The following is a 22,114-nucleotide window of genomic DNA, read 5'->3' on the forward strand; positions in this document are numbered from 1 at the left end:
TTATTATAGTTGGGTTATCAAATGATTACTTTGTTGCTGCTGCACTAAGCTCAGCTTCTTTAGCTTTCATTTCTTTAACTTTATCCATATTTTTAGTTACCATGTAAATTTCCTTTAATGTAGAAACGGCATCAATGCTTTTTGGATTTGCTTTATACCATCCTTCAGCATATGGCAATGCTTTTCCAAATCTTTCTCTTCTTGCATCAATCAGTTTAGAAGCTTCATCCGGTTTATCTTTTCTCAATGCATTGATCTCTCCTACTACTTTAGCATCATCACCAATAGTTGTATACACTAAGTTCTGATAGGCGTCAGAGAAATCAGGCTTAAGTTCAATTGCTTTTTTAAACGCTTCTAAAGCATCATTAACAGTAGCCGGATTTTTAGCCTGCATCACCCCAAGGTTATACCAGTTTGTTGCATCATTAGGGTTCTTAGCCAATTGTTCTTTTAATCCTGAAACGAATTTATCTGTGTTTCCTGACTGAAGATATGCTGTAGACTGAGCTTCTTTAAGTTTAGCATTATTCGGGAACTTTGCTAATCCTTTTTCAATAATCGTAAGAGCCTCCGGGCTTTTTGCATTAAGAAGCAATGAAGACAGAGTTTCATATAAATCAGACTCTATACTTTTTGTCTGTTCCGTTTTAAAATCACTGTAGTCAGAGTTCTTCTTCATAAGCTCCCAAGTTGCTTTATCAAGATTCACTACCTGTCCTGTTTTCTTCTCTTTTGCAGTATAAGTAGTTTCTACTCCTGTAAATCCGGAATTAACAAGATCTGTATATATTTTGATAGACTGATCACTGTTATTTGCTAAGGCATGACTAAGTCCAGCATAATACATATATATTTTGTTGTCCTGTCCATTAGCCTTCAATAGGTCATAAACTTCTATAAACTTAGGTGCTGCAGCTGCATAATTTTTTGCATTATATGCATCCATAGCAACTTTATTAGCTTCCTGAAGTTGAGCATTCAAAGCAGCTGCATCTTTTTTTTGTCCGAAAGCAAAAGCAGACGCTACGATAGCCATTCCTAAAATTAGTTTCTTCATAATAACTATTTTATATTTATATTGTACAATTTATTCTTCAGAATCAGAATTCTCATTTTCCTCTGCCGGAGTTTCATTTTCAGCCTGAGGTATTGCATTGTCTTCCTGGTTATCAGCTACAATGTCTGTTCCTTCTTCAGTTTCTTCAGAGTCTTCTTCCACATCTTTGTCCATTGCTACTTTTGCGATGGCTGCAATTTCGTCATTTTTCTTAAGATTGATCAGTTTTACTCCCTGAGTATTTCTACCCATTACTCTCATTTCATCCATACCCATTCTGATGGCAACACCGGATTTATTGATAATCATCAATCCATCTTCGTCTGTTACGTTTTGAATAGCAATCAGATTTCCTGTTTTTTCGGTAATGTTAAGGGTGATAACTCCTTTTCCTCCTCTGTTGGTAATTCTGTAGTCTTCTACTGCAGTTCTCTTTCCATATCCTTTTTCAGATACTACAAGTACTGTTTCGTTTTCTACATCGTTCACAACAATCATACCAATAGCCTCATCATTGTCTTCCATCGCAATACCTCTTACCCCGATAGATCCTCTACCTACTTCTCTTACTTTTTCTTCAGGGAAACGGATACATTTACCATTTTTGGTAGCAATCATAATCTGAGATGTTCCATTGGTAAGGTAAGCACCTAATAACTGGTCATTATCTCTGATTTCAATAGCATTCACCCCATTTACCCTTGGTCTTGAATAAGCTTCTAATGATGTTTTCTTGATCGTACCGTTTTTGGTAACCATCACAACGCTCATTTGATTTACATATTCGGAATCCTTCAGATTATTGGTTCTGATATAGGCTTTGATCTTATCATCCGGTTCAATATTGATAAGGTTTTGTACCGCTCTTCCTTTTGCTGTTCTGGAGCCTTCCGGAATTTCAAATACTCTTAACCAGTAACATCTTCCTTTTTCTGTAAAGAACAACATGTACTGGTGGTTGGTTGCAGAAACGATATATTCAAGGAAATCGGAATCCCTTGTTGTTGCCGCTTTATTTCCTACACCACCTCTGCTCTGAATTTTATATTCTGAAAGTGAAGTTCTCTTAACATATCCTGCGTGAGAAATGGTAAGAACTACAGCTTCGTTAGGGATAATATCTTCGATAGACATTTCTCCTCCTGAGTAATCAATTTCGGTTCTTCTTTCGTCTCCGTATTTTTCCTTGACTTCGATCAATTCATCTTTAATGATCTGGAATCTTCTTGGCTCATTGGCTAAGATATCTTCAAGATTTTCAATTTCTTTCATGATCGCATCATATTCATCACGGATCTTATCAAGCTCCATTCCTGTTAAACGAGCCAATCTGAGATCAAGAATCGCCTGAGCCTGAATGTCTGAAAGTTCAAATGCCTCGATAAGGCCTTCTTTAGCAGCCTGAGGGTTTGCACTGTGACGGATAATAGAAATCGCTCTGTCTAAAGCATCCTGAGTTCCGATTACTTTCATGAACCCTTCAAGGATGTGTGCTCTTTCTTTTGCTTTCTTAAGCTCAAACTGAGTTCTTCTTACGATTACCTCATGTCTGTGCTCTACAAAGTGGTGAATAATATCCTTAAGGTTCAGCTGCTCCGGTCTTCCGTGTACCAATGCAATATTATTTACACTGAAAGAAGTCTGAAGTGCCGTATATTTATATAATAGGTTAAGAACAACATTCGGAATAGCATCATTTTTCAATTCGTAAACAATACGAAGTCCTTTTCTATCCGATTCGTCTCTGATCTCGTGAATACCAGGAATTTTCTCGTCTTTAACAAGCTCTGCTGTTCTTGCGATCATTTCCGCTTTGTTAACCTGATAAGGAATCTCACTAACGATAATAGCGTTTCTGTTTCCGATTTCATCAAAGCTAACCTTAGCTCTTAAAACCACTCTACCTCTTCCTGTATGGAATGCATCTCTTACTCCGTCATAACCGTAGATGATCCCTCCTGTAGGGAAATCCGGTGCAATGATGTGCTGCATCAGCTCGTCTATTGTAATTTCCTTATTATCAATATAAGCGCAGATAGCATCTACAGACTCAGATAAGTTGTGTGGCGCCATATTGGTTGCCATCCCCACTGCAATACCAGAAGTACCGTTTACCAAAAGGTTCGGAATTTTAGTTGGCATTACGGTCGGCTCCTGTAAACTATCGTCGAAGTTATTCTGGAAATCAACGGTCTCTTTGTCTAAGTCTGAAAGCACCTCATCAGAGATTTTTTTCAATCTTGCCTCAGTATAACGCATTGCTGCAGGCGGGTCACCATCCATTGAACCAAAGTTACCCTGGCCATCAACCTGAGGATAACGTAAGCTCCAATCCTGGGCCATTCTTACCATAGCATCATATACAGAGGAATCTCCGTGCGGGTGATATTTACCCAAAACATCCCCAACAATTCTCGCAGATTTTAAATATTTTCTATTAGAAAACACCCCTAATCCATACATACCATAAAGTACTCTTCTATGAACAGGTTTCAAGCCGTCTCTTACATCCGGTAACGCTCTTGAAACGATAACGGACATCGAATAATCGATATAAGACGACTTCATTTCATCAACAATGTTGATAGGAATCAGTCTTTCTCCTTCTTTTTGCATAAACAAATTTTATTGTAATGATATTCAAACTCTTAGCTGTAAGTCTGAAAATTATTTATTTCCAATTTTTATTAACGGGCTAATTTACGAAAAAAATGCCGATTTTTGCTGTAGAATTTATCCAAAAAATCTTAAAAATTCATAAAAATATGAGCGTATTAAGTATAACTTTCCACTGTACGAAAGACAACCTAGAAGAATGGGAAAATTATATTGATGAAACACTGGTTTTAATGACTGAAAACCTGATGGATGTAGACAAATATATTCTCTCTGAAGTACACAGTGACTTTATTGAGGAAGGTAAAAACTATAATCTTCTGTTAATCTTTGATAATGATCAACTAAGGGAAGACTTCATTCAAAGCGAACTTCTGAATATTTCTGAAAGAATTGAGAAAAAATTCGGCCAGGAAGTTATGATTTTTAATACTTTTCTGAACCCAAAAAAATCGAGATTATAATTTTATAATAAAAAAGCACTGAAAAAATCAGTGCTTTCTTTTTTATCTGTGATGTCCATGACCACGGCCTCTGTGATGATGGCCACGATCGTCATAAATATACACTTTCTTAACATGGCCAGGTGCATAGTATCTTGCACTTCCACCATAATACCTTTTTGCATGACCCGGCGGCATTCTTCTTCCATGAGGCTCATGCACTATGCAAGAGGACAGCATTAACAGGACCACGCCTACCCCAGCAATTTTAAACATACTTTTCATTATTTTCACTTTTTCAATCTCGATACCGAAATATATCAATGTTAATGCCAAAAGAAATTGAAATTAAAAAATAAAAATTCAAAGCTCAAGGTTTAAAGTTTAAGGTTGGAATATGCTGCCTTTTATTGTCAATGGTCAATTTTGCTTCGCAAGTCAATAGTGAATTTTGTAATGGAGATAATTTGTTTATCAAACAAATTTATAATTCTTTAAATGATTTCGCTTCTTTTTTCCATCAAAACAAGGTCTTTCCATTGGTCATTGAGCTTTCCCATTTTTTTACGGACTCCTACCACTCTGAACCCGTTTTTCTGATGAGACTTGATGGCCATTTCATTTTCGGAGAAGATATTGGTCTGCAATGTCCAGAATCCGTGGTCCTCGCTATCCAGAATTATCTTTTTAAGCAATACGGAACCCAATCCCTTACCCTGGTATTCATTATCAAAATAAATGCTTACTTCTGCAACTCCTTTAAAAGACTCTCTTTTGCTTACCGGTTTTAAAGCACACCATCCTATCACATCATTATTTTCATTTTCCAGCACCCAGCGGCAGTCATTGAAATATTCCATGCTCCAGGCTTCAGCGGTAGGAACTTCTGTTTCCAAAGTGGCGATTCCACCATCTATTCCTTGTCTGAAAATCTCCAGTACTCTGGCTTCATCACTGGGAAGCATTTCTCTTAATTCGTAATTCATTTTATTTAATGGTATTTTCTTTTCATTTTTCTTTTAATTCTTGAATAGTGGGTCTGTTTGCTTTTCTCATCCTGAGAAACAACACTGATATTCCCGTCAACTTCAAGTACGGAAAGCTTTACATTCTGTATATTTTCAATCCCATGTTCCCTTATAGCTTCTTCCAGTTCACTTTCAGTAATTTTCACCCGATTCAGGGCTGCCTGGTCTGCCACTCCATCCCTGATAAGAATTACCGGCTCATCTTCCATTAAGGTCTGAAATGAACGGCTGGAAAACATGATCCTTTTTACAATAAAATTAGCAACAAACAAAACCAATGCCGCAATAATCCCTCCCTGAAGAGAGGTGTCTGGACCTACCATCGCATTCTGGACAGCATTTGAAATCAACAGAAGCAATACTACATCTCCTGCATTGAGCTGAGAAAGCTGATTTTTACCAAATAAACGAATAGCAATTACCATGAATAGGTAAACGCAGAGGGAACGGACAGCAACGTTAAGAATAGGATCCACAATTTTTTTATCTACTCAAATGTATTGATTTTTGTGATTCGTAAAAAATATTTTATTGACAGATTTTGGTATACATTTTGAGCCTGAGATTCTGATACACACCGCTAAAAAAATAATAATCAATGAAAAAATTTTTTCTCTTTTTAGGAATATTTCTGTTCTTTGCTTCCTGCAAAAAGAATGAACCTCAACCCGCCCTGTCTTCAGAGGCAGCTATTCATGGGAAAGTAAATGAGCTTTATACTCAGTATGGCAAATCCAATGAAGCTATTTATAGTCAACCAATTCCTGATAGTTTATTTTCTTCAGATTTAAAAAAAGTTCTAGACGAGGCAATACATGCGTCAAAAGCGGATATTGAAAAGGTAAAAAACAGTGATCACCCTGATGAAAAGCCATTAATCTTTGAAGGTGCAATTTTTTCCAGTCTTTATGAAGGGTTTACAGATTACAAAATCAAATCTGTCAAGATACAGGATAAAACTGCTGAAGCACTGCTAGCGTTTGAATATAATTCCTCTACTCCTAAAGAAACCTGGATGGACACCGTACATCTGATCAATACAGAGAAAGGATGGAGAATAGATAATGTTACTTTTGATAAGATAGGGAATTCTAAAGATCTTAAAGCAAGATTAACAGAATTTGTTGAAAGTACAAAATAACAGAAAAGCCGCTTATATAAGCGGCTTTATTTTTTTACGGGCATTGTACGATTGGAACATCACTGCAAATTACTTTATTTGCCCATTCGCAAAACGTACAGTATTTTTTAGGTTCTCCTCCGTACACTGACTTCAAGTCTGACTTTGTCAGTTTCTTTAAATTTTTCATATAGTTTTAATTTTATGGTAGCCCAAAATTAAAACCTTGCTGTTTATTCTTTATTACAACTTAATCTGATAAGTTTTCATTATTCACACTTTTATGAATAATATGCAATGAATATTATCTGCTGTGAATCTCCACTGTTACAGGCATTACGTAAGTGTAGGCAACCATATTTTCAGTCAGCTTATTACGATCTACTCTATAGTCAAGATCACTTAATACCGTTTCAATTTCTTTGCTTACGGTTTTGCAGTCTCCTGTGGAATGAACATTTACAATTTTCCCGTTTTTTGCAATATCAAATTTCACTACTGAGTTTACGGTTCCCTGCTTGTAATCAGGATTGGTAAGGTCAAAATTGGCTTCCAGTTTATTTCTTATATCTGTAAAAGTCTCACTTCTATTCAGCTGAATAGGTTCAATGGTATTATGATTGGTAGTCTGGGCTTTGGCAGTGTTCAAAACGGCAGCAAATCCACAAACGAAAAGTGAAGCAAACAATATTTGAATTCTATTTTTCATAACTAATTGGTTTTAAATGTTATACTAACCTTTTTTGTATCTCTTACCCAAAGTTATTAAAAATAATTCATATTAATTTTACATTCAGTTAACATTGAGTTAACATTAGAATTTAATTGTTTGATTTTCAGTATAATAAATTTTTAAAATAATTGAAAATTTAATATTGGGAGGCAAATTTCAGTGTAAATTATTACATTTTTCTCGTTTAGAATGGCTTCGCTAATTCCAGAAAGTTTAAGAAGAGCTAAATACAAGAAAAGAATCTACTTTCGCAGATTCTTTTTATATGATTCATTATATATTGACTAGCTATAACCCTTTGATTATCCTTCTGGTTTCAAGTTCGTCAAGAATAAATTGTGCATCACTTTCCGTAATATATTTGCTTTCATAAAGCCAGTGAATTCTCGCAATCTGTGTTGGAATAGGAATTAGATTGTCCACTTTATAATATTCTTTCAGATAATAATCTTTTCTACACTTTTTAATTTCAGCAATAAAGGTATCCACGTTTTCCATTTCTTTTTTAGAATAGGAGAAGGTAATCGGTTTTGCAGCGGCAAGACTTTTAGAACTCACTACTTTGAATTCACTATTACACAATCCGGTTACAATAAGAGACGGAAATAAAGCAATCACAAAAACAATCATACCCGATGATGCAGAGAGCTGATAAGTTTGATTAATTACAATCGTAAGCAATATGGAATTGAATACAACCGATAGGGCAATTGCCAAAAGCACCCAATCTTTGGCTTTTCTAAAGACAGTTTCATCATCATAAATATCTGCAAAATGAACTTTATATTCATGCAACTCTTTGGTAAAGCTATTCTTTACAAGGACACCATCTTCTTTGATTTCAAAATAACTTGTATTTCGTCCGTTCTTTTGTGCCAATGCTTTCATAAAAATCTTTACTAAAGTTCTCTCTTCAAAAACTTCCCTGTCAAGCTCTTCTTAGACTTCACAATTTCCTCTGGAGTTCCCTGTGCTACAATCTGTCCACCGTATTTCCCTCCTTCTGGTCCAACATCGATAATGTGGTCGGCTAATTTGATTACATCCATATTATGTTCAATGATAATGAACGAGTTTCCAAGTTCTACCAATTGGTTGATGGCATCCATCAGGATTTTTACGTCTTCAAAGTGTAATCCTGTAGTGGGTTCATCAAGGATATAAAGGGTGTTTCCTGTTTGTCTTTTTGCCAGTTCAGTTGCTAGCTTGATACGTTGTGCCTCACCTCCTGAAAGGGTTGTTGACTGCTGTCCAAGGGTAATATATCCTAATCCTACATCTTGCAGGGTTTTTACTTTTGCAAAAATCTTAGGAATCGGCTGGAAGAAATCTACCGCTTCATCAATCGTCATATCCAGGACATCAGAAATTGATTTTCCTTTGTAACGAACTTCAAGAGTTTCCCTGTTGAAACGTTTTCCGTTACAAGTTTCACAATGAACATATACATCCGGAAGGAAATTCATTTCGATCACTTTCAATCCACCACCCTGACAGGTTTCGCATCTTCCGCCTTTTACATTGAAAGAGAATCTTCCCGGCTTATACCCACGGATTTTACTTTCCGGAAGCTCAGCAAAAAGGTTTCTGATATCGGTAAACATTCCTGTATAAGTAGCAGGATTAGAACGTGGCGTTCTTCCGATTGGAGTCTGGTCTACGTCTACGATTTTATCAATATTCTCTAATCCCTCAATTTTCTTGTAAGGTAAAGGTTCCTGAACGGCTCTGTAGAAATGCTTGTTAAGGATTGGGTATAAAGTTCCGTTAATCAAAGAAGATTTTCCGCTTCCTGAAATTCCGGTTACAACCACCAGTTTTCCAAGAGGAACATCCAGGGTTACATTTTTAAGGTTGTTTCCTGTAGCTCCTTTTAAAACAATATTTTTACCGCTTCCCGCTCTTCTTTCTTCAGGAATTGCAATTTTTCTTTTTCCATTGATATATTGAGCAGTGATGGTATCTGCTTTCAACAAATCTTTTGGTTTTCCCTGCCAAAGGATTTCACCACCGAATTTTCCGGCTCTTGGGCCAATATCCAAAACCTCATCGGCTTCAAGAATCATGTCTTTATCGTGTTCTACCACCAATACAGAATTCCCGATGTCTCTAAGGTTTTTCAGGGAATGGATCAGTCTTTCATTATCTCTTTGGTGAAGTCCAATACTTGGCTCATCAAGAATATACAATACATTGACCAACTGAGATCCGATCTGTGTTGCCAGACGGATTCTCTGTGATTCTCCTCCTGAAAGGGTTTTTGAACTCCTGCTCAAGCTTAAATAGTCCAACCCTACATCCAATAAGAACTGAAGTCTGGTTTCAATTTCTTTTAAGATCTCGTGAGCAATGATTTTATTTTTTTCTGAGAATTTATCTTTAACATCCGCTAACCAATCTTTTAAATCTGCTAAGCTTAGTCCATTGACCTCAGCAATATTTTTCCCGTCAATTTTAAAGCTTAAACTTGAAGGCTGAAGACGTGTCCCGTGACATTCCGGACATGTTTCTTCTGTAGTAAAGTGTCTTTCCAGCAAAATGGCTTCATAAGATTCTCTTTCATCAATCATTTCCTCCATGAAAGCAATCAGCCCGTCAAAACCAATCTTAATCTTCTTGGTAATTCCGGCGTATTTAAGATCTTTATTAAATTCTTTATGGCATCCGTTATAGATGTAATCCAATGCTTCTTCAGGAATATCCTTTAAAGGCGTTGTTAATCCCAGCCCAAAGATCTCAAGAATGTTTTTGATCTGAGAAAGAATCCATTTGTTAGATTTGATATCTTCCAATGGTAATAACCCTCCCTGATTGATGGATAGTTTTGGATTATCAATAAAGTAATCGGTATTGATCTTTTTGATTGTTCCCAATCCTTTACAGTTTGGGCAGCTTCCTTTCGGAGAGTTGAATGAGAAAGTATTTGGTTCCGGCAAAGCCAAAGAGTGTCCTGTTTCCGCATCCATCAGGTTTTTGGAAAAGTATTCGATGTCTTTACTTCCCAATTTCTGAATTCCGATAATTCCTTCTCCCATTTCCATCGCGGTACGCAATGATTTTTCCATTCTGCCTTCTGATGCACTCTCCCCTATAATCCAACGGTCGATAACGATATCAATATCGTGGGTTTTATAACGGTCTAGCTTTAAATCATATTCAATATCCTGCAATTCGCCATCAATTCTTGCCTGTCCGTAGCCTTTTTTAGCCATCTGTACAAAAAGTTCATGATAATGCCCTTTTCTGGAGCGCACTACCGGCGCCAAAAGCATAATTTTTTCTTTTTTATAATTTTCTTTGATGGTTTCCAGGATCTGATCTTCTGTATAGCTCACCAGCTTTTGTCCTGTAGACAAAGAGTACGCATCCGAAACTCTTGCATACAAAAGGCGAAGAAAATCATACAGCTCTGTCACGGTTCCTACCGTTGAACGAGGGTTCTTATTGGTTGTTTTCTGCTCGATGGCGATAACGGGTGAAAGTCCTTCTATTTTATCTACATCAGGACGTTCCAATCCACCCAGAAACTGACGTGCATACGCAGAGAATGTTTCTATATAACGGCGCTGGCCTTCTGCAAAAATGGTGTCAAAAGCCAATGAGGATTTTCCGCTTCCCGAAAGGCCGGTAATAACGACCAATTCGTTGCGTGGAATTTTAACATTAATATTTTTAAGGTTGTGTTCACGTGCTCCGTAAACTTCTATATATTCTGTTGATTTGCTCATAATTCGGGATGATTTTGCCTGAAAATCACAACGTGCAAAAATACGAAATTTTATAGACTTTTTTTGAATATAAAAGGTATAAAAATTTCATAAATTCATAGAGGTTTGTAAAGTAATGTGGCAGGGTGGTCATACAGGTTTTGGCTAAAGCCGGATGAATATATTTTTTTGTTAAACGGGCTAAAGCCCGCTTCTATTGAATGTTTTGGATCACACTGATTTGGCTGATTCCGCAACTCTTTCAATTTAATGAAATAAAAAAAATGCCGTATCAACTACGGCATTTTATATTTTAAACTGATTTTAATTTTCTTTAAAGAGTTACATGTCCTGGAAATCGACATCTTCATTGTTTATTCTTACTACATATTCAATCCCGTCAATGGCTTTGGCAATGATCTGATTTCTGATAATATTGGCCATGTTCTCCCAATACGCTCTTCCGTAGAAAGAATAGTTCTGCGGAATAATTTCTACCTCAACAGTTCTTACAAAACCTTCTTTGGGTTTGTTGCTGATCATGGTTCCTCTTCTCACTCTCACTTCTCTTACCTCATCTTTCAGAATCATGCGGCAATAGTTTTTGACATCTTCCAAAGAAATGATTTTATCTCTTGTTGTAAGTGCATATTTATAAGCCTGAATACTGTCTGTTCCTTTCTGTTCTTCGGCACCACCTAGCGTTTCGGTAAGCAGTACAACTGTTTGAGATTTCAACTGATTGGAAAGTTCGGTTCCCGGGCGCATGTGATTAGCCAGAGTACAGTGAGTTACCCAGAAAGAAGCATAGGTATGATCAGTTTTTTCTACCGGTTCCATGATGACATAATTCAGTTCCTGTCTGATATTCCTTTTGGCATTGTTTACTTTCTGCACCATGGTTTTCATTTTATCGGACATTTCGCTGAGAACGCCTTTTACGTTATCTCTGTTCAGCAGGGAAAATGCTGCAATTTCGTCTCTTGTTAATTCAAGAACATTCGCAATCATATCAACGGCATTCCTGCTTGTGAAGCGTTCCATTCCACCTTTTCTTACGGTATATAACCCTTTTTTAAGGTCATCTGCCGGTGTAAAAGGGATTTCGGTGTACTTTCTGCCGTCACCGTCCTGTACCTCATCTACATACAGGAAATGTTCTCCTTCATCGGTTACCAGGGGAATATTATTTCCCATGATATCAAGACTGTATTCTGTTTTTTTCCAGCCTCTGTTGTAGATTGGGAAAGCATTCAGGACAAACGAGAAGTTATCGAGGATTTCTGCTGAAAACTGTGGCGGGAATTCAAAAGTAAGCCACAAGAAACTTTTATTATCCAGAAACTTTGTAATTTCTTCTTTTCCTTCTAGGAAATCAAGATTCTGAGGAAGTTGTCCGGGTTCTGAGAACAAGCTTTGAGAGATTCCTGTTACTTCAATAAATTTATGGCGGTAAATGCTTTTAATATCGTCAATTACCTTATTTCTGATGGATTGCTCTTTGAACATCTGTTCGTAGCCGTCAGTATGATTTTCTGTAAGATAGCTTAATCCTTCTCTTACAAATAAAGGGTTTCCATTGCTGGACACCGAAATGTACGGCAATAATTTATATACAAAATCAAGATGTTCAAAAGCCGGATTGGAACAGAAGATGCTCAGATATTTAGGGAAATTTTCACTGATATATTTGCTTACATCTACTCCTATTGTAATTTTTCTATAATCTTCGGGTCTTCCCTGGAATCTTGCAATAGGAATTTTATTAAATCTGTCATCTATGCTGTAGCAGGTATTTCCTACAAACATGATGGAGGTATGAACTTTATTGATTCTTACGTTTCCTACCGGAGTAAAAGGGATATTCAGCTGCTTATCGGATTCTGACTTTACTGTGGAAGTCATCTGCTTACGGAAGAAGAACTCCGTGTGTTCCAATAAAACTTCCGATGAATCATAAGGCTGTGTAAAAGCCACGGAATGCGCCGGGATAGGATGTGTATAGATAGATGGTGTAAGAAGTTTTGCCAGTTTTTCCAGTATACGGGCATTTACCGTCTGTATTTCATTATTCGCTTTAAAAACTTCTGTACTGAAAGCGTCTATCAACAGTTTTACAAAAGGATCTAAAGACTGAGGGCTTCTGAGTCCCCAAACTTTAGTTGCATTCTGAAGCATTCTTGCTTTTACAGATTCTTTGGAATAAATATTCTGATCTAAATTCATAATTTTCTTTCGCTGTTAAAAATATTAATCAATAGACATCGGGCTTAGAAACAATTCGGTTGAAAAGCTGAACCGTTCTCCTGTTTCCTCCATTTTTGCATTGATGGCAATTCTTACTTTCTTTTTAATTTCGGTGTGTTCTTTAGTATCGTAGCTGTGCTCCACAAATTGTATATGGGCATCAATCTGCGGGCTAACAATTCTTGGTTCATATTCCTGGATTTGTCTTCTTAGGCTTTTGACAAAAACGTTTTCCCAGATGGCGCTTGTTACTCCGTTATCGAATTCAAGGTTCCAAACATCATTTCCATAGTTTTCATCATATCTGTTCTCCCCTTTTTTGGTGGTGATCAGCAGCATAATATTGTGAGCAATACTTTCTCCCATATCGCAGGTATCGATACTTCCGCCTTCGGTCATTAAAGTAGACGGTACGAAAGGCATTCTGTAATTTGGTGTATCCATAACTTATAGTTTTTACTTCATGGTTCCGCTTATTTAAAAACGGAATACCAAAGTACGCATTTTCACCAAATAATTGTTACAATACATTAAAATATTATTCAAAAGAAGGGCTTTCAATTCAGTTTGAAAGCCCTTAATCTATAGTATCTTTATTTTATTTAAGCATCCGCCTTTTTTCGATTGATAAAATAATACACCGGAAGTCCCAGCAATACCAATACAAAGCCCGGCCACGTATATTGCTGTTTGTAAATTAACAGTAAGATACAGAAACATGTTCCTATAATAAGATAAATAACAGGAGTTACCGGATAAAGCCATGTTTTATAAGGTCTTTCCAGCTCAGGCTGCTTTATTCTTAAGTAAATCACTCCAAAAACCGTAATCATATAGAACAGAACGATCACGAAAGAGATCATATCCAATAAATTCCCATACTGCCCGCTCAGACACAAAATAGAAGCCCAGACTCCCTGCATCCATAAAGCATTTTCAGGAACTTCATTTTTATTGTTTTTTACCGCCGACTTAAAGAACATTCCGTCTTTTGCCATGGTCTGAAAAACTCTCGCTCCTGCCAGAATCAATCCGTTATTACATCCAAATGTAGAGATCATTACCAATAAAGCAATAATGATAGTTCCTGCACTTCCAAAAATATTCTGAGAGGCAGCTACCGCTACTCTGTCATTGGCGGCAAATGCAATTCCGTCTCTGTCTAATGCATTTAAGTATACATAATTGACGGCTATATAAAGAATCATTACGGCAGAAGTCCCATAAATCATCGACTTTACAACGTTCTTTTTAGGATTTTCAATCTCACCGGAAACAAATGTTACACTTTCCCAGGCCACAGAACTGAAAACAGAACCTACCATTGCAGCAGCAATTCCACCCAGCAAAGTCATTCCTCCAATGGGTTCCCAGCCTTCTTTAAGGAAATTACCACTCAAATCTTTTTTAAGATTATTAAAAGAATCTGTACCCCAGCTGAAGTTTTCTGATAGATGAGAAATATCTACCAATATAAAACCGGCAGCTATTAAGCCTAATAATGCGATGATTTTAGAACCTGTAAAGATGTTCTGAAGGATTTTACCGCTCTCTACCCCTCTGGTATTGATATAAGTAAGCAAAACAATAACTGCAATCGCCAGAATCTGTATCCATGTGATTTTGAATTCACCACTTTGAAAAATTGGGGCGGCATCATTAAGTGAAGGAATAAGATAGGCTGTAAACTTACCAAAAGCCATTGCTACAGCAGCAATTGTTCCGGTTTGTATTACAGTAAATAATCCCCAGCCATAAAGGAATCCCATCCTTTTACCGAAAATCTCTTTCAGGTAGGTATATTGTCCGCCGGCTTTCGGAAACAGTGCAGAAAGCTCTCCATAGCTTATGGCTGCTGCTACAGTCATCACTCCTGTGATAACCCATACTACAATCAGCCAAAACCCTGATCCCAGGTTTCGCGTCATATCAGCACTTACAATAAAGATCCCGCTTCCGATCATAGAACCCATCACCAGCATAATGGCGTCCCATAGTTTCAGTTTTTTTTGCATAGTCAAGTATAGGGGTCAAATATAATCAAATCTGTCTTTGATTTTGAATTTTATTGAAAAATCCTTGAAACAGCTGTTTTTTATCATTTTTAAATCGGTTATGATTCAATATTAATTAGTATTTTTGGAAAAAATATTAAAAATGAAATTTAAAGTTATATTATTGGCTGCAGGTTTAACAGCTTCTACCTTTGCATTTGCTCAATCTGGTCCGCCGGAAGGAAATGCTTTGGTAGGTGATACTTATGGAGGTCAGGTAACTTCATCTGCAGAATCTAAGGCAATCACAGTAGATAACCTGAATAAACAGCTTAAAAAAGACAACAAAAAGGTTGAAAATGTAGCTGTTAAAGGAAAAGTAACTGATGTTTGCGATAAGAAAGGATGCTGGCTTACCATTCAGACTGAGGACAATTCTAAGTTTTTTGTAAAAATGAAAGACTATGCTTTCTTTGTGCCTACAGCTTTAAAAGGTAAAAACGTAGTATTGGAAGGGAATGCAGAAAGAAAAGTAACTTCTGTGAACGAGCAGAAACATTATGCAGAAGATGCTAAGAAGCCACAGGCTGAAATTGATGCGATTACTCAGCCTAAAGAAGAGATTAGATTTGTAGCCAATGGAATTAAAGTAGTTAACTAAACTTGAATCATTGAATAAAATCTAAATTTTATATTTCCAACGTTAGGTTTTGGCTAAAGCCGTATGAATTTTTATTTAAATTAAATGGGCTAAAACCCATTCCTATTGAATATAAACTTTCAGAAATCAGATAAAAAAATAAAGATCGGCTGTCCTTCAGGGCAGCCGATTTTTTAATCTTCAATTTTAAAATCTACTACGGAATCCAGTTTCGGATATTTAGCAGCAGAAACAAATTTCTTTCCGGTACAGTCTATTTCCAGCCAGCCTTTTCTTTTCTTTACATCTCCTGCCTCCATTACAAAAGGAATAAAAGAGATATCATCTTTCCCTTCTTCCTTGATCTCCCTGTACTGAACCGCTATATCCAGTATGCAGACGTGTTCTGTGTTCAGTTTTACATTTCTGTAAATAATATCATAATGAGTTTCCTGATTTTCAGGAATTTCAAGGTAAGTTTCCCAGCCTGTAGTATCGGAGTTCAGTTCGCTTATAGCCTTTAATGCATAATAAAGAGCAATAGTATAATATTTTCTCGTTCCTTTTCTGGTGTAATCATCTACAAAGTGTCCGCCTTCAAATAAGATCGTAGGCATTCCGGCTTTGATAAAATTATCTCCTGTGGAGGTAGGATAAAATTCGTCAGAATATCTTCCGATCTGGTTTGGGATCATTTCCTTCAAATGGTTATATATATTTCCGATCACTGCCATGCATTTTTTTCTGTTTTCAGTAACGGTACGTTCTACATTTTCGGAAGGTGCCAAAAAAGAAAGTGTAGCCGGATGAATACCGTCAGTAGTAAAGATGGTTCTCTGCTCATGAAGGTTTAATGCATAATCATATTTCTTTGAAGAAGCTGCGCTTTTCAGAAACTTAATCTCTTTACTGGCTTCGTTATGAAAATCTCTGTTCAGATCAATATCGGCTGCATTCAGTCTTGTCCATCTTTCAGATCCGTCCGGATTCAGCATGAATATAAAATCAAGCTGTATTTTACTGAACAAATCCTCTTTCATTTCAGGTTCTTTATCAAGAGTTACTAAAAGGTCCAGCATAGCATGAGTCGCGTTGGATTCGTTTCCGTGCATTTGTGACCAGGCCAATACCTGAATCTTTCCGGTTCCTATAGTTAGCCGGTAAATAGGTTTATCTAAATAGGATGTTCCGATCTCCTGAATATAATCGCTGAGATTGGTCTGTAGGTAAGAAAATAATTTTTCAGGGGAAATATAGCGATTTGAGAAATCGGGGGTCTGAGAGTAGATCTGTTCAAAATTCATCTTGAGAAATAATTTACAAGAATCAAATTTAACCATTTTTAGGCAAAAACTTAAATTAACATTTGTGAATATAGTCAAAATACAGCTATTTACATTTGTTTCTTAATTTGAAAATAATTTACAAAGCTTAAATCACATCAGTATTCTGATTCAAAATCAACTTAACAACTGTAACATTGTTAAACAGCGTCTGCTGACATATTGTCTGTTGATAAAATTGTGGATTGCGAATAATTTAATTCATTATATTTAAAATACATAAAATCAATTAGTTATACACATCAACTAAACTACATTATTAATATTACTTGAAGTGTAAAAAAGGCTGTTTTTGCGCAATTGCTGGTTATTTTATTAAACATAAAAATTGTGGAAAACTTTGTTGTTTACCATATTATACAAATGTAAAATGATCTAAAAACAGAAATCTTCTTTGAATTTTAGTTAAGTTTATATTATTAGGGAATAATTTAACAGGCAATAAAAATAGTTGTTTAGTATGAGTTCATTTTCCTCCAACCAAGAGTTATATCAGCTCAATTCAGGATATTTACATCCGTAATTTACTATTGTAATACTTCTAAAATAGCTATTATACCGCTTAAAACAGATATTTATCTATATTTGGATGCCTGAGAAGAGAATTAGTAGATTAACCATGTAAATAGTAAATAAGAAGTCGTTTAAGGGATTAAATGCCCGTTGAAAATGCCTTAATTTACATTTATAAACTAATATTTAGGGTCAATTAAGGAACAATATTGTGTCTGAATGTTTACAGAAGAGTTCCTATAGAAGATTAATATAATTATTAAATACAATTGTAATTTAAATATAATATATTGATTTAAAATGCTTTATTGTCAGATTACATTTGTATACAAATAATAATTTCAATTATTTACATTTGTATTTTGCATTTGTAAATTATATGAGTTACATTTGTAAAATAATTAAAGGCTTATTTTTATGAGTTTAAATGAAAGAATTTCCAAAATTATAGAGTATTCCAATCTTACTCCTTCTGAGTTTGCTGATGAGATTGATGTACAGCGTTCGTCCATTTCGCATATTACATCAGGAAGAAACAAACCGTCTCTTGAGTTTATCATAAAAATAAAATCCCGTTTCCCGGAACTTCTGTGGGACTGGCTGGTTACCGGTGAGGGAGAAATGCTGAAATCTCAGCTGCCTGAAACGGAAATTCCTGATGAATATACTGAAGAGGAAAAAATAAAAACAACTCCTCTCCCCGACTTATTTACCATGATGAATGATGATGATGAATTCGGGAGTGCTGAAACGGAAAGGGAAGCTCCAAAATCAAGCCCCGGAGAATCGTTTATACCTGCCCAGGATAAAGCTCCGGAAAAAATATCGGATTCTCAGCGATTAGAAATTTCAGATGACCAGATATTAGGTCAAGTTATTGGTAATCAGACCAGTAAAATAAAGCGTATTGTCTTGTTCTATGAAAACGGAAAATTTGAAAGTTTTGAACCTTAAAAGTAAAAACCTGACCAAAGAATATGATCAGGTTAAAAAATATTTGAAGAAGAAAACTAAAGCTATTGCTTTATTTTATTTTTAAAAAATTAAGTGGGAATTCAGCTGATGAATTTGTACATCATGATGGCCATCCATCCCACAATATGTTTTATAATTCCGGATATTTATAACGTTGATAAGTTGTTTATGTATTGAGAAAGATTCTGTCACAGGACAATATCCTAAAGATAAATGAAAACATTTTTCATGCATTGTTTTTTTATGGCTCTATCAAATATAATTATTTAAAGTTAAATCAACAATAAAAATCGTATTATTTTAACATATAATTAATGTAAATAATAATTATATCGATTATTGTGAATTTTATTTTACAATCTAAAGTCTGTTTCTTCAGAAATAATGAAGTTTCTGTATTGGATTTGATTGCAATAAAAAAAGCCTGCAAATCAGCAGGCCTGTTAGGTATAATAAGAGCAATATTATTATTTCTTTCTTCTTTCCAGTTCTTTTTTGATGAGTCCCAGCTCTCTTCCGGTTTGTCCGGCTACAGAGGTGTTTTCTCTGGCTCTTCTCGTCAGGTACGGCACAACATCCTTTACAGGTCCGTAAGGAAGATATTTAGCCACATTATAGCCTTTATCAGACAAATAGAATGTAATATTATCACTCATCCCGTAAAGCTGGCCAAAATAAACGTGCGGATTGTCAGTATCCAAAGATTTTGCTTTCATTTTATCCATAATCAGCTCAGAAGAGATTTCGTTATGGGTTCCAAAGAAGGCAGAAACTTTATCCAGATGATCCATTACAAAGTCGATTCCTGCATTGTAGTTCTTATCTGAAGCGTCTTTACTTGGTTGTATAGGATCTGCATATCCTTTCTCTGCTGCTCTGGCTCTTTCTTTTTCCATATAAGCACCACGAACAATTTTGTAACCGATGAAGTAGTTTTTCTCTCTTGCTCTCTGAAGATTAGCTTCCATATATTCCAGTCTTCCTGTTCTGTACATCTGGATGGTATTCCAGACGATAGGTTTTTGCTGATTATATTTCTCCATCATTTCTTCGCAAAGATGGTCTGCTGCATCCTGCATCCAGGTTTCTTCAGCATCTACCATTACTTTTTTATCATGCTCGTGACAAAGACTGCATACTTCATCAAATCTTTTTACCACTCTTGCCCATTCTTCTTTCTGGCTGGTAGTAAGTTCCGCTCCTTTTCCAACAGCTTCATAAAGATCAATTCTTCCGAAAGCAGTAGGTTTGAATACAATAAAAGGAATGGCCGGATTTCCCACCGAGAATCTAACAATATCTTTAATTTCTTTGCAAACCGCATCAAAAGTTTCTTCATCTTCTTTACCTTCAATAGAGTAATCGAAAATACTTCCAACACCTCTTTTGAACAGCTGTTTCACAGCCTTCATACTTTCTTCACGGGTTTCACCACCACAGAATTGCTCAAATAAGGTATTTTTTACAATTCCGTTAACGAAAGGAAAATTGTTGTGTACTGTAAAATTCAGGACAGAAGTTCCAAGGCTTGTAAGAGTGGGCTGTTCAATCATTTTAAACATCCAGTAAGCCTTTCTCAATTGTGCATCAGACTTGTCTGCAAATGCAACTTTAGTATCATTAAAAATGGGCATTCCTATTTATTAAATTTAGTTATGCAAAGGTAATAATAACCTCAGCTTATTTAAAGATTTTTTTTATAATTTATGCTCTATTCCGTTTAAAAGCATTGCAATAATTCCTACAAAAACCCAGAATCGTAATATATTTAACGTAAAAAAGTTACTTCTCCGGGAATCATTGATAAGAAGATAGATACACACTATCATGATAAAAAGCCCTCCGGCAAAATAATAGGCCATGAATCCGGTAATACCGGTTTTGATAATGAGTTTCATAGAAACTGCCATGGTAATCATGAGTAAAGAAGTCAGGATAAGTTTGGTATTTCTGCTTTTAAAATAATTAGGAATTGTGGCATATCCGAAAGTCTTGTCTACACTTCGGGTAAGGGTATCTTTCACAATATCAATGCACAGCAAAATAAGAAAAAGAAAAACAGCCATCAGAAATACCTTTTTTGAAAAGGTTTCGTAGTACACCATCATTCCAAAGAACGGATACAGAGTAAGGCTGACAAAGGTAAGATTGTTTACAATGAGTATTCTGCTCAGTTTATGGCTGTAAAACCACATAAAAAACTGATAGACCACAAAAAAAACAAATACATTATGGGATATCATCCAGGCTACTCCTAAAGAAATAACACTGAGTACGAGATAAGCATATAGAAAATATTTCTGCTTGATAAAACTCTGAACCCTTGTTCTGAAAGGTTTTACGACGTGATCTTTCTCCAGATCATAGAACTGATTGATGATGCCGCCGGCGAGAATGGTAAGAACGGTACAGAAAATAATACCGTGTACTTTGAAATCAAAGACGAATTTTCTGAAAGATTCATCCTGATTGAACAGGAAAAAAGTAGAAACATAGAGGGCAAATGTCAGTAAAGCAGCTACAAAAAACCTTGCTCCGAGCAGAAAGCCCACGAATTGTGAAAACCTGTGTAATAAAGATTTTGGTACATAATTTTTAGATTGGAAAGTTTCTTTTTCAGAATTCATTCCAGCCTGTTTAAAATCTGTAAATCACTTCTTTTTGGAAGCCTTCAAGCATTTTTTCTGCTTTTGCATAGTCTTTGGTAAATCCTAAGATATAACCGCCTCCACCGCTTCCGCAGAGTTTCAGATAATAAGCGTTAGAATCCAGTCCTTTTTTCCAGATATTAAAAATACTTTCAGGAATCATAGGACGGAAGTGTTCGTAGGCCCAGTGAGAAAGTTTTTTCAGGTTTCTGAAGAAAGGATTCATATCTTTTTTAAGGAAAGATTCAATACATGCGTTGTTATAACGGATAAATTCTTCTTTCAGGGTTTTGCGGAAACCTTCTGTCTTCATTTTTTCAAAGAAAATCTGAATCATAGGACCTGTTTCACCTGTTATCCCGGAATCGATCAGGAAAATAGCTCCTTTCCCTTTTTCTCCTTCGGGAATATTTACCCTGTCTAAATTTTCTTTATTTTCGATAAGGATCGGAAGATTCATGTAACAGATCAAAGGATCCATTCCTGAACTTTTTCCATGGAAATAGCTTTCCATTTCACCGAAAACAGCTTTTAATTTTTTAAGATTATTTTTTGAGATGTTCTCAGGATTCAGCTTACTGATTGAATATTTTTCAAAAATAGCCGCTACCAGAGCTCCCGAACTTCCTACTCCATATCCCTGAGGAATATTGGAATCAAAGAAAAGTCCGTTAGAAATATCATTTTTAAAACTCCCGATATCCAACTTAAAATCGTCAGAAAGATCTAGAGTTGTAAGATATTCAGAATATTTCTGCAGATGTCTGTTGGATTTAAGTTCAAATTCAGAACTCAGATCTGAAAATTTTAAAGTTCCTTTATAGAAGCTGTAAGGTACTACAAGCCCCTGGGAATCTTCAATCATTCCGTATTCTCCAAACAGGATTATTTTTGCATAAAATAGAGGGTTGGTCATATCGACAATAAATCTTTTTGCAAAGTTAAAAATTATTCCGCTGAATATAAGCAAAACTCAGGCCGAATTTTTTCTATTTAAATATACAAAAAAAGCCTGATAAAATCAGGCTTTACAAAGTTTTATTTAAA

Annotated in this window: 20 protein-coding genes; 4 read left to right on the top strand and 16 right to left on the bottom strand. The window is 35.8% G+C overall.

Annotation, left to right across the window (positions count from 1 at the left end; translation table 11 throughout):
- Positions 1-25 precede the first annotated feature (25 nt).
- Both FW781_RS02175 and gyrA read right to left on the bottom strand, forming a co-directional pair.
- Positions 26-1,060: a tetratricopeptide repeat protein gene (locus tag FW781_RS02175; protein ID WP_149385920.1), complete on the bottom strand. Its 1,035-nt coding sequence runs from the start codon at positions 1,058-1,060 to the stop codon at positions 26-28.
- A gap of 30 nt (positions 1,061-1,090) precedes the next feature.
- A complete protein-coding gene (gene gyrA / locus FW781_RS02180) occupies positions 1,091-3,676 on the bottom strand; it encodes a DNA gyrase subunit A (RefSeq protein WP_149385921.1) in 2,586 nt (861 codons plus the stop codon).
- 149 nt (positions 3,677-3,825) lie between these two features.
- Between gyrA and FW781_RS02185 the strand changes: the two genes are divergently transcribed.
- Positions 3,826-4,140, top strand: a complete 315-nt coding sequence (locus FW781_RS02185; protein ID WP_047385794.1) for a DUF4286 family protein — start codon at positions 3,826-3,828, stop codon at positions 4,138-4,140.
- 2 nt (positions 4,141-4,142) lie between these two features.
- Here FW781_RS02185 and FW781_RS22265 read toward each other — a convergent pair whose 3' ends face one another.
- From FW781_RS22265 to FW781_RS02200, 3 genes are all read right to left on the bottom strand, one after another.
- Positions 4,143-4,328 carry a hypothetical protein gene (locus tag FW781_RS22265; RefSeq protein ID WP_172625642.1) on the bottom strand — a complete coding sequence of 62 codons (186 nt, stop codon included), beginning with the start codon at positions 4,326-4,328 and terminating at the stop codon, positions 4,143-4,145.
- 285 nt (positions 4,329-4,613) lie between these two features.
- Positions 4,614-5,105: a GNAT family N-acetyltransferase gene (locus FW781_RS02195; protein ID WP_149385922.1), complete on the bottom strand. Its 492-nt coding sequence runs from the start codon at positions 5,103-5,105 to the stop codon at positions 4,614-4,616.
- Between the two features lie 5 nt (positions 5,106-5,110).
- Positions 5,111-5,623 (bottom strand): DUF421 domain-containing protein, encoded by a 513-nt coding sequence (locus FW781_RS02200; protein ID WP_149385923.1) that lies wholly within the window; start codon positions 5,621-5,623, stop codon positions 5,111-5,113.
- A 122-nt stretch (positions 5,624-5,745) separates the two neighbouring features.
- Between FW781_RS02200 and FW781_RS02205 the strand changes: the two genes are divergently transcribed.
- The gene (locus tag FW781_RS02205) at positions 5,746-6,288 is read left to right on the top strand and encodes a DUF3828 domain-containing protein (protein WP_149385924.1); all 543 of its coding nucleotides are present in this window, start codon (positions 5,746-5,748) and stop codon (positions 6,286-6,288) included.
- 34 nt (positions 6,289-6,322) lie between these two features.
- Here FW781_RS02205 and FW781_RS02210 read toward each other — a convergent pair whose 3' ends face one another.
- The 7 genes from FW781_RS02210 to FW781_RS02240 form a co-directional block, all read right to left on the bottom strand.
- Entirely contained in the window at positions 6,323-6,457 is a 135-nt protein-coding gene (locus FW781_RS02210) for a bacteriocin-like protein (protein WP_077417018.1), read from the bottom strand.
- A gap of 114 nt (positions 6,458-6,571) precedes the next feature.
- Entirely contained in the window at positions 6,572-6,976 is a 405-nt protein-coding gene (locus FW781_RS02215; RefSeq protein WP_149385925.1) for a hypothetical protein, read from the bottom strand.
- Between the two features lie 312 nt (positions 6,977-7,288).
- Positions 7,289-7,888 carry a hypothetical protein gene (locus tag FW781_RS02220; RefSeq protein WP_149385926.1) on the bottom strand — a complete coding sequence of 200 codons (600 nt, stop codon included), beginning with the start codon at positions 7,886-7,888 and terminating at the stop codon, positions 7,289-7,291.
- 11 nt (positions 7,889-7,899) lie between these two features.
- Positions 7,900-10,728, bottom strand: coding sequence for an excinuclease ABC subunit UvrA (gene uvrA, locus FW781_RS02225; protein WP_149385927.1), 2,829 nt, complete (start codon positions 10,726-10,728; stop codon positions 7,900-7,902).
- 321 nt (positions 10,729-11,049) lie between these two features.
- Complete coding sequence (locus tag FW781_RS02230) at positions 11,050-12,933, bottom strand: type VI secretion system baseplate subunit TssF (RefSeq protein ID WP_149385928.1); 1,884 nt, start codon at positions 12,931-12,933, stop codon at positions 11,050-11,052.
- 24 nt (positions 12,934-12,957) lie between these two features.
- Positions 12,958-13,398 carry a GPW/gp25 family protein gene (locus FW781_RS02235; RefSeq protein ID WP_047374475.1) on the bottom strand — a complete coding sequence of 147 codons (441 nt, stop codon included), beginning with the start codon at positions 13,396-13,398 and terminating at the stop codon, positions 12,958-12,960.
- A gap of 158 nt (positions 13,399-13,556) precedes the next feature.
- Complete coding sequence (locus FW781_RS02240) at positions 13,557-14,969, bottom strand: APC family permease (protein WP_149385929.1); 1,413 nt, start codon at positions 14,967-14,969, stop codon at positions 13,557-13,559.
- Positions 14,970-15,111: 142 nt separating this feature from the next.
- Between FW781_RS02240 and FW781_RS02245 the strand changes: the two genes are divergently transcribed.
- A complete protein-coding gene (locus FW781_RS02245; RefSeq protein ID WP_149385930.1) occupies positions 15,112-15,609 on the top strand; it encodes a DUF4920 domain-containing protein in 498 nt (165 codons plus the stop codon).
- A 173-nt stretch (positions 15,610-15,782) separates the two neighbouring features.
- Here the strand turns inward: FW781_RS02245 and FW781_RS02250 are convergent, their stop codons facing one another.
- A complete protein-coding gene (locus FW781_RS02250) occupies positions 15,783-16,892 on the bottom strand; it encodes a M14 family zinc carboxypeptidase (RefSeq protein WP_149385931.1) in 1,110 nt (369 codons plus the stop codon).
- Positions 16,893-17,861: 969 nt separating this feature from the next.
- On the opposite strand from FW781_RS02250, the gene FW781_RS02255 reads away from it, so the two are divergent.
- A complete protein-coding gene (locus FW781_RS02255) occupies positions 17,862-18,398 on the top strand; it encodes a helix-turn-helix domain-containing protein (protein WP_149385932.1) in 537 nt (178 codons plus the stop codon).
- Positions 18,399-18,886: 488 nt separating this feature from the next.
- On the opposite strand, the gene FW781_RS02260 is transcribed toward FW781_RS02255, so the two are convergent.
- The 3 genes from FW781_RS02260 to FW781_RS02270 all read right to left on the bottom strand — a co-directional run bounded on the left by FW781_RS02260 (position 18,887) and on the right by FW781_RS02270 (position 21,983).
- The gene (locus tag FW781_RS02260) at positions 18,887-20,053 is read right to left on the bottom strand and encodes a proline dehydrogenase family protein (RefSeq protein ID WP_149385933.1); all 1,167 of its coding nucleotides are present in this window, start codon (positions 20,051-20,053) and stop codon (positions 18,887-18,889) included.
- Positions 20,054-20,116: 63 nt separating this feature from the next.
- Positions 20,117-21,046: a UbiA family prenyltransferase gene (locus FW781_RS02265; protein WP_149385934.1), complete on the bottom strand. Its 930-nt coding sequence runs from the start codon at positions 21,044-21,046 to the stop codon at positions 20,117-20,119.
- Between the two features lie 10 nt (positions 21,047-21,056).
- Positions 21,057-21,983, bottom strand: coding sequence for a mevalonate kinase family protein (locus FW781_RS02270; protein WP_149385935.1), 927 nt, complete (start codon positions 21,981-21,983; stop codon positions 21,057-21,059).
- Positions 21,984-22,114: the final 131 nt, after the last annotated feature.

Source organism: Chryseobacterium panacisoli (assembly GCF_008274625.1).
Lineage (GTDB): Bacteria > Bacteroidota > Bacteroidia > Flavobacteriales > Weeksellaceae > Chryseobacterium > Chryseobacterium panacisoli.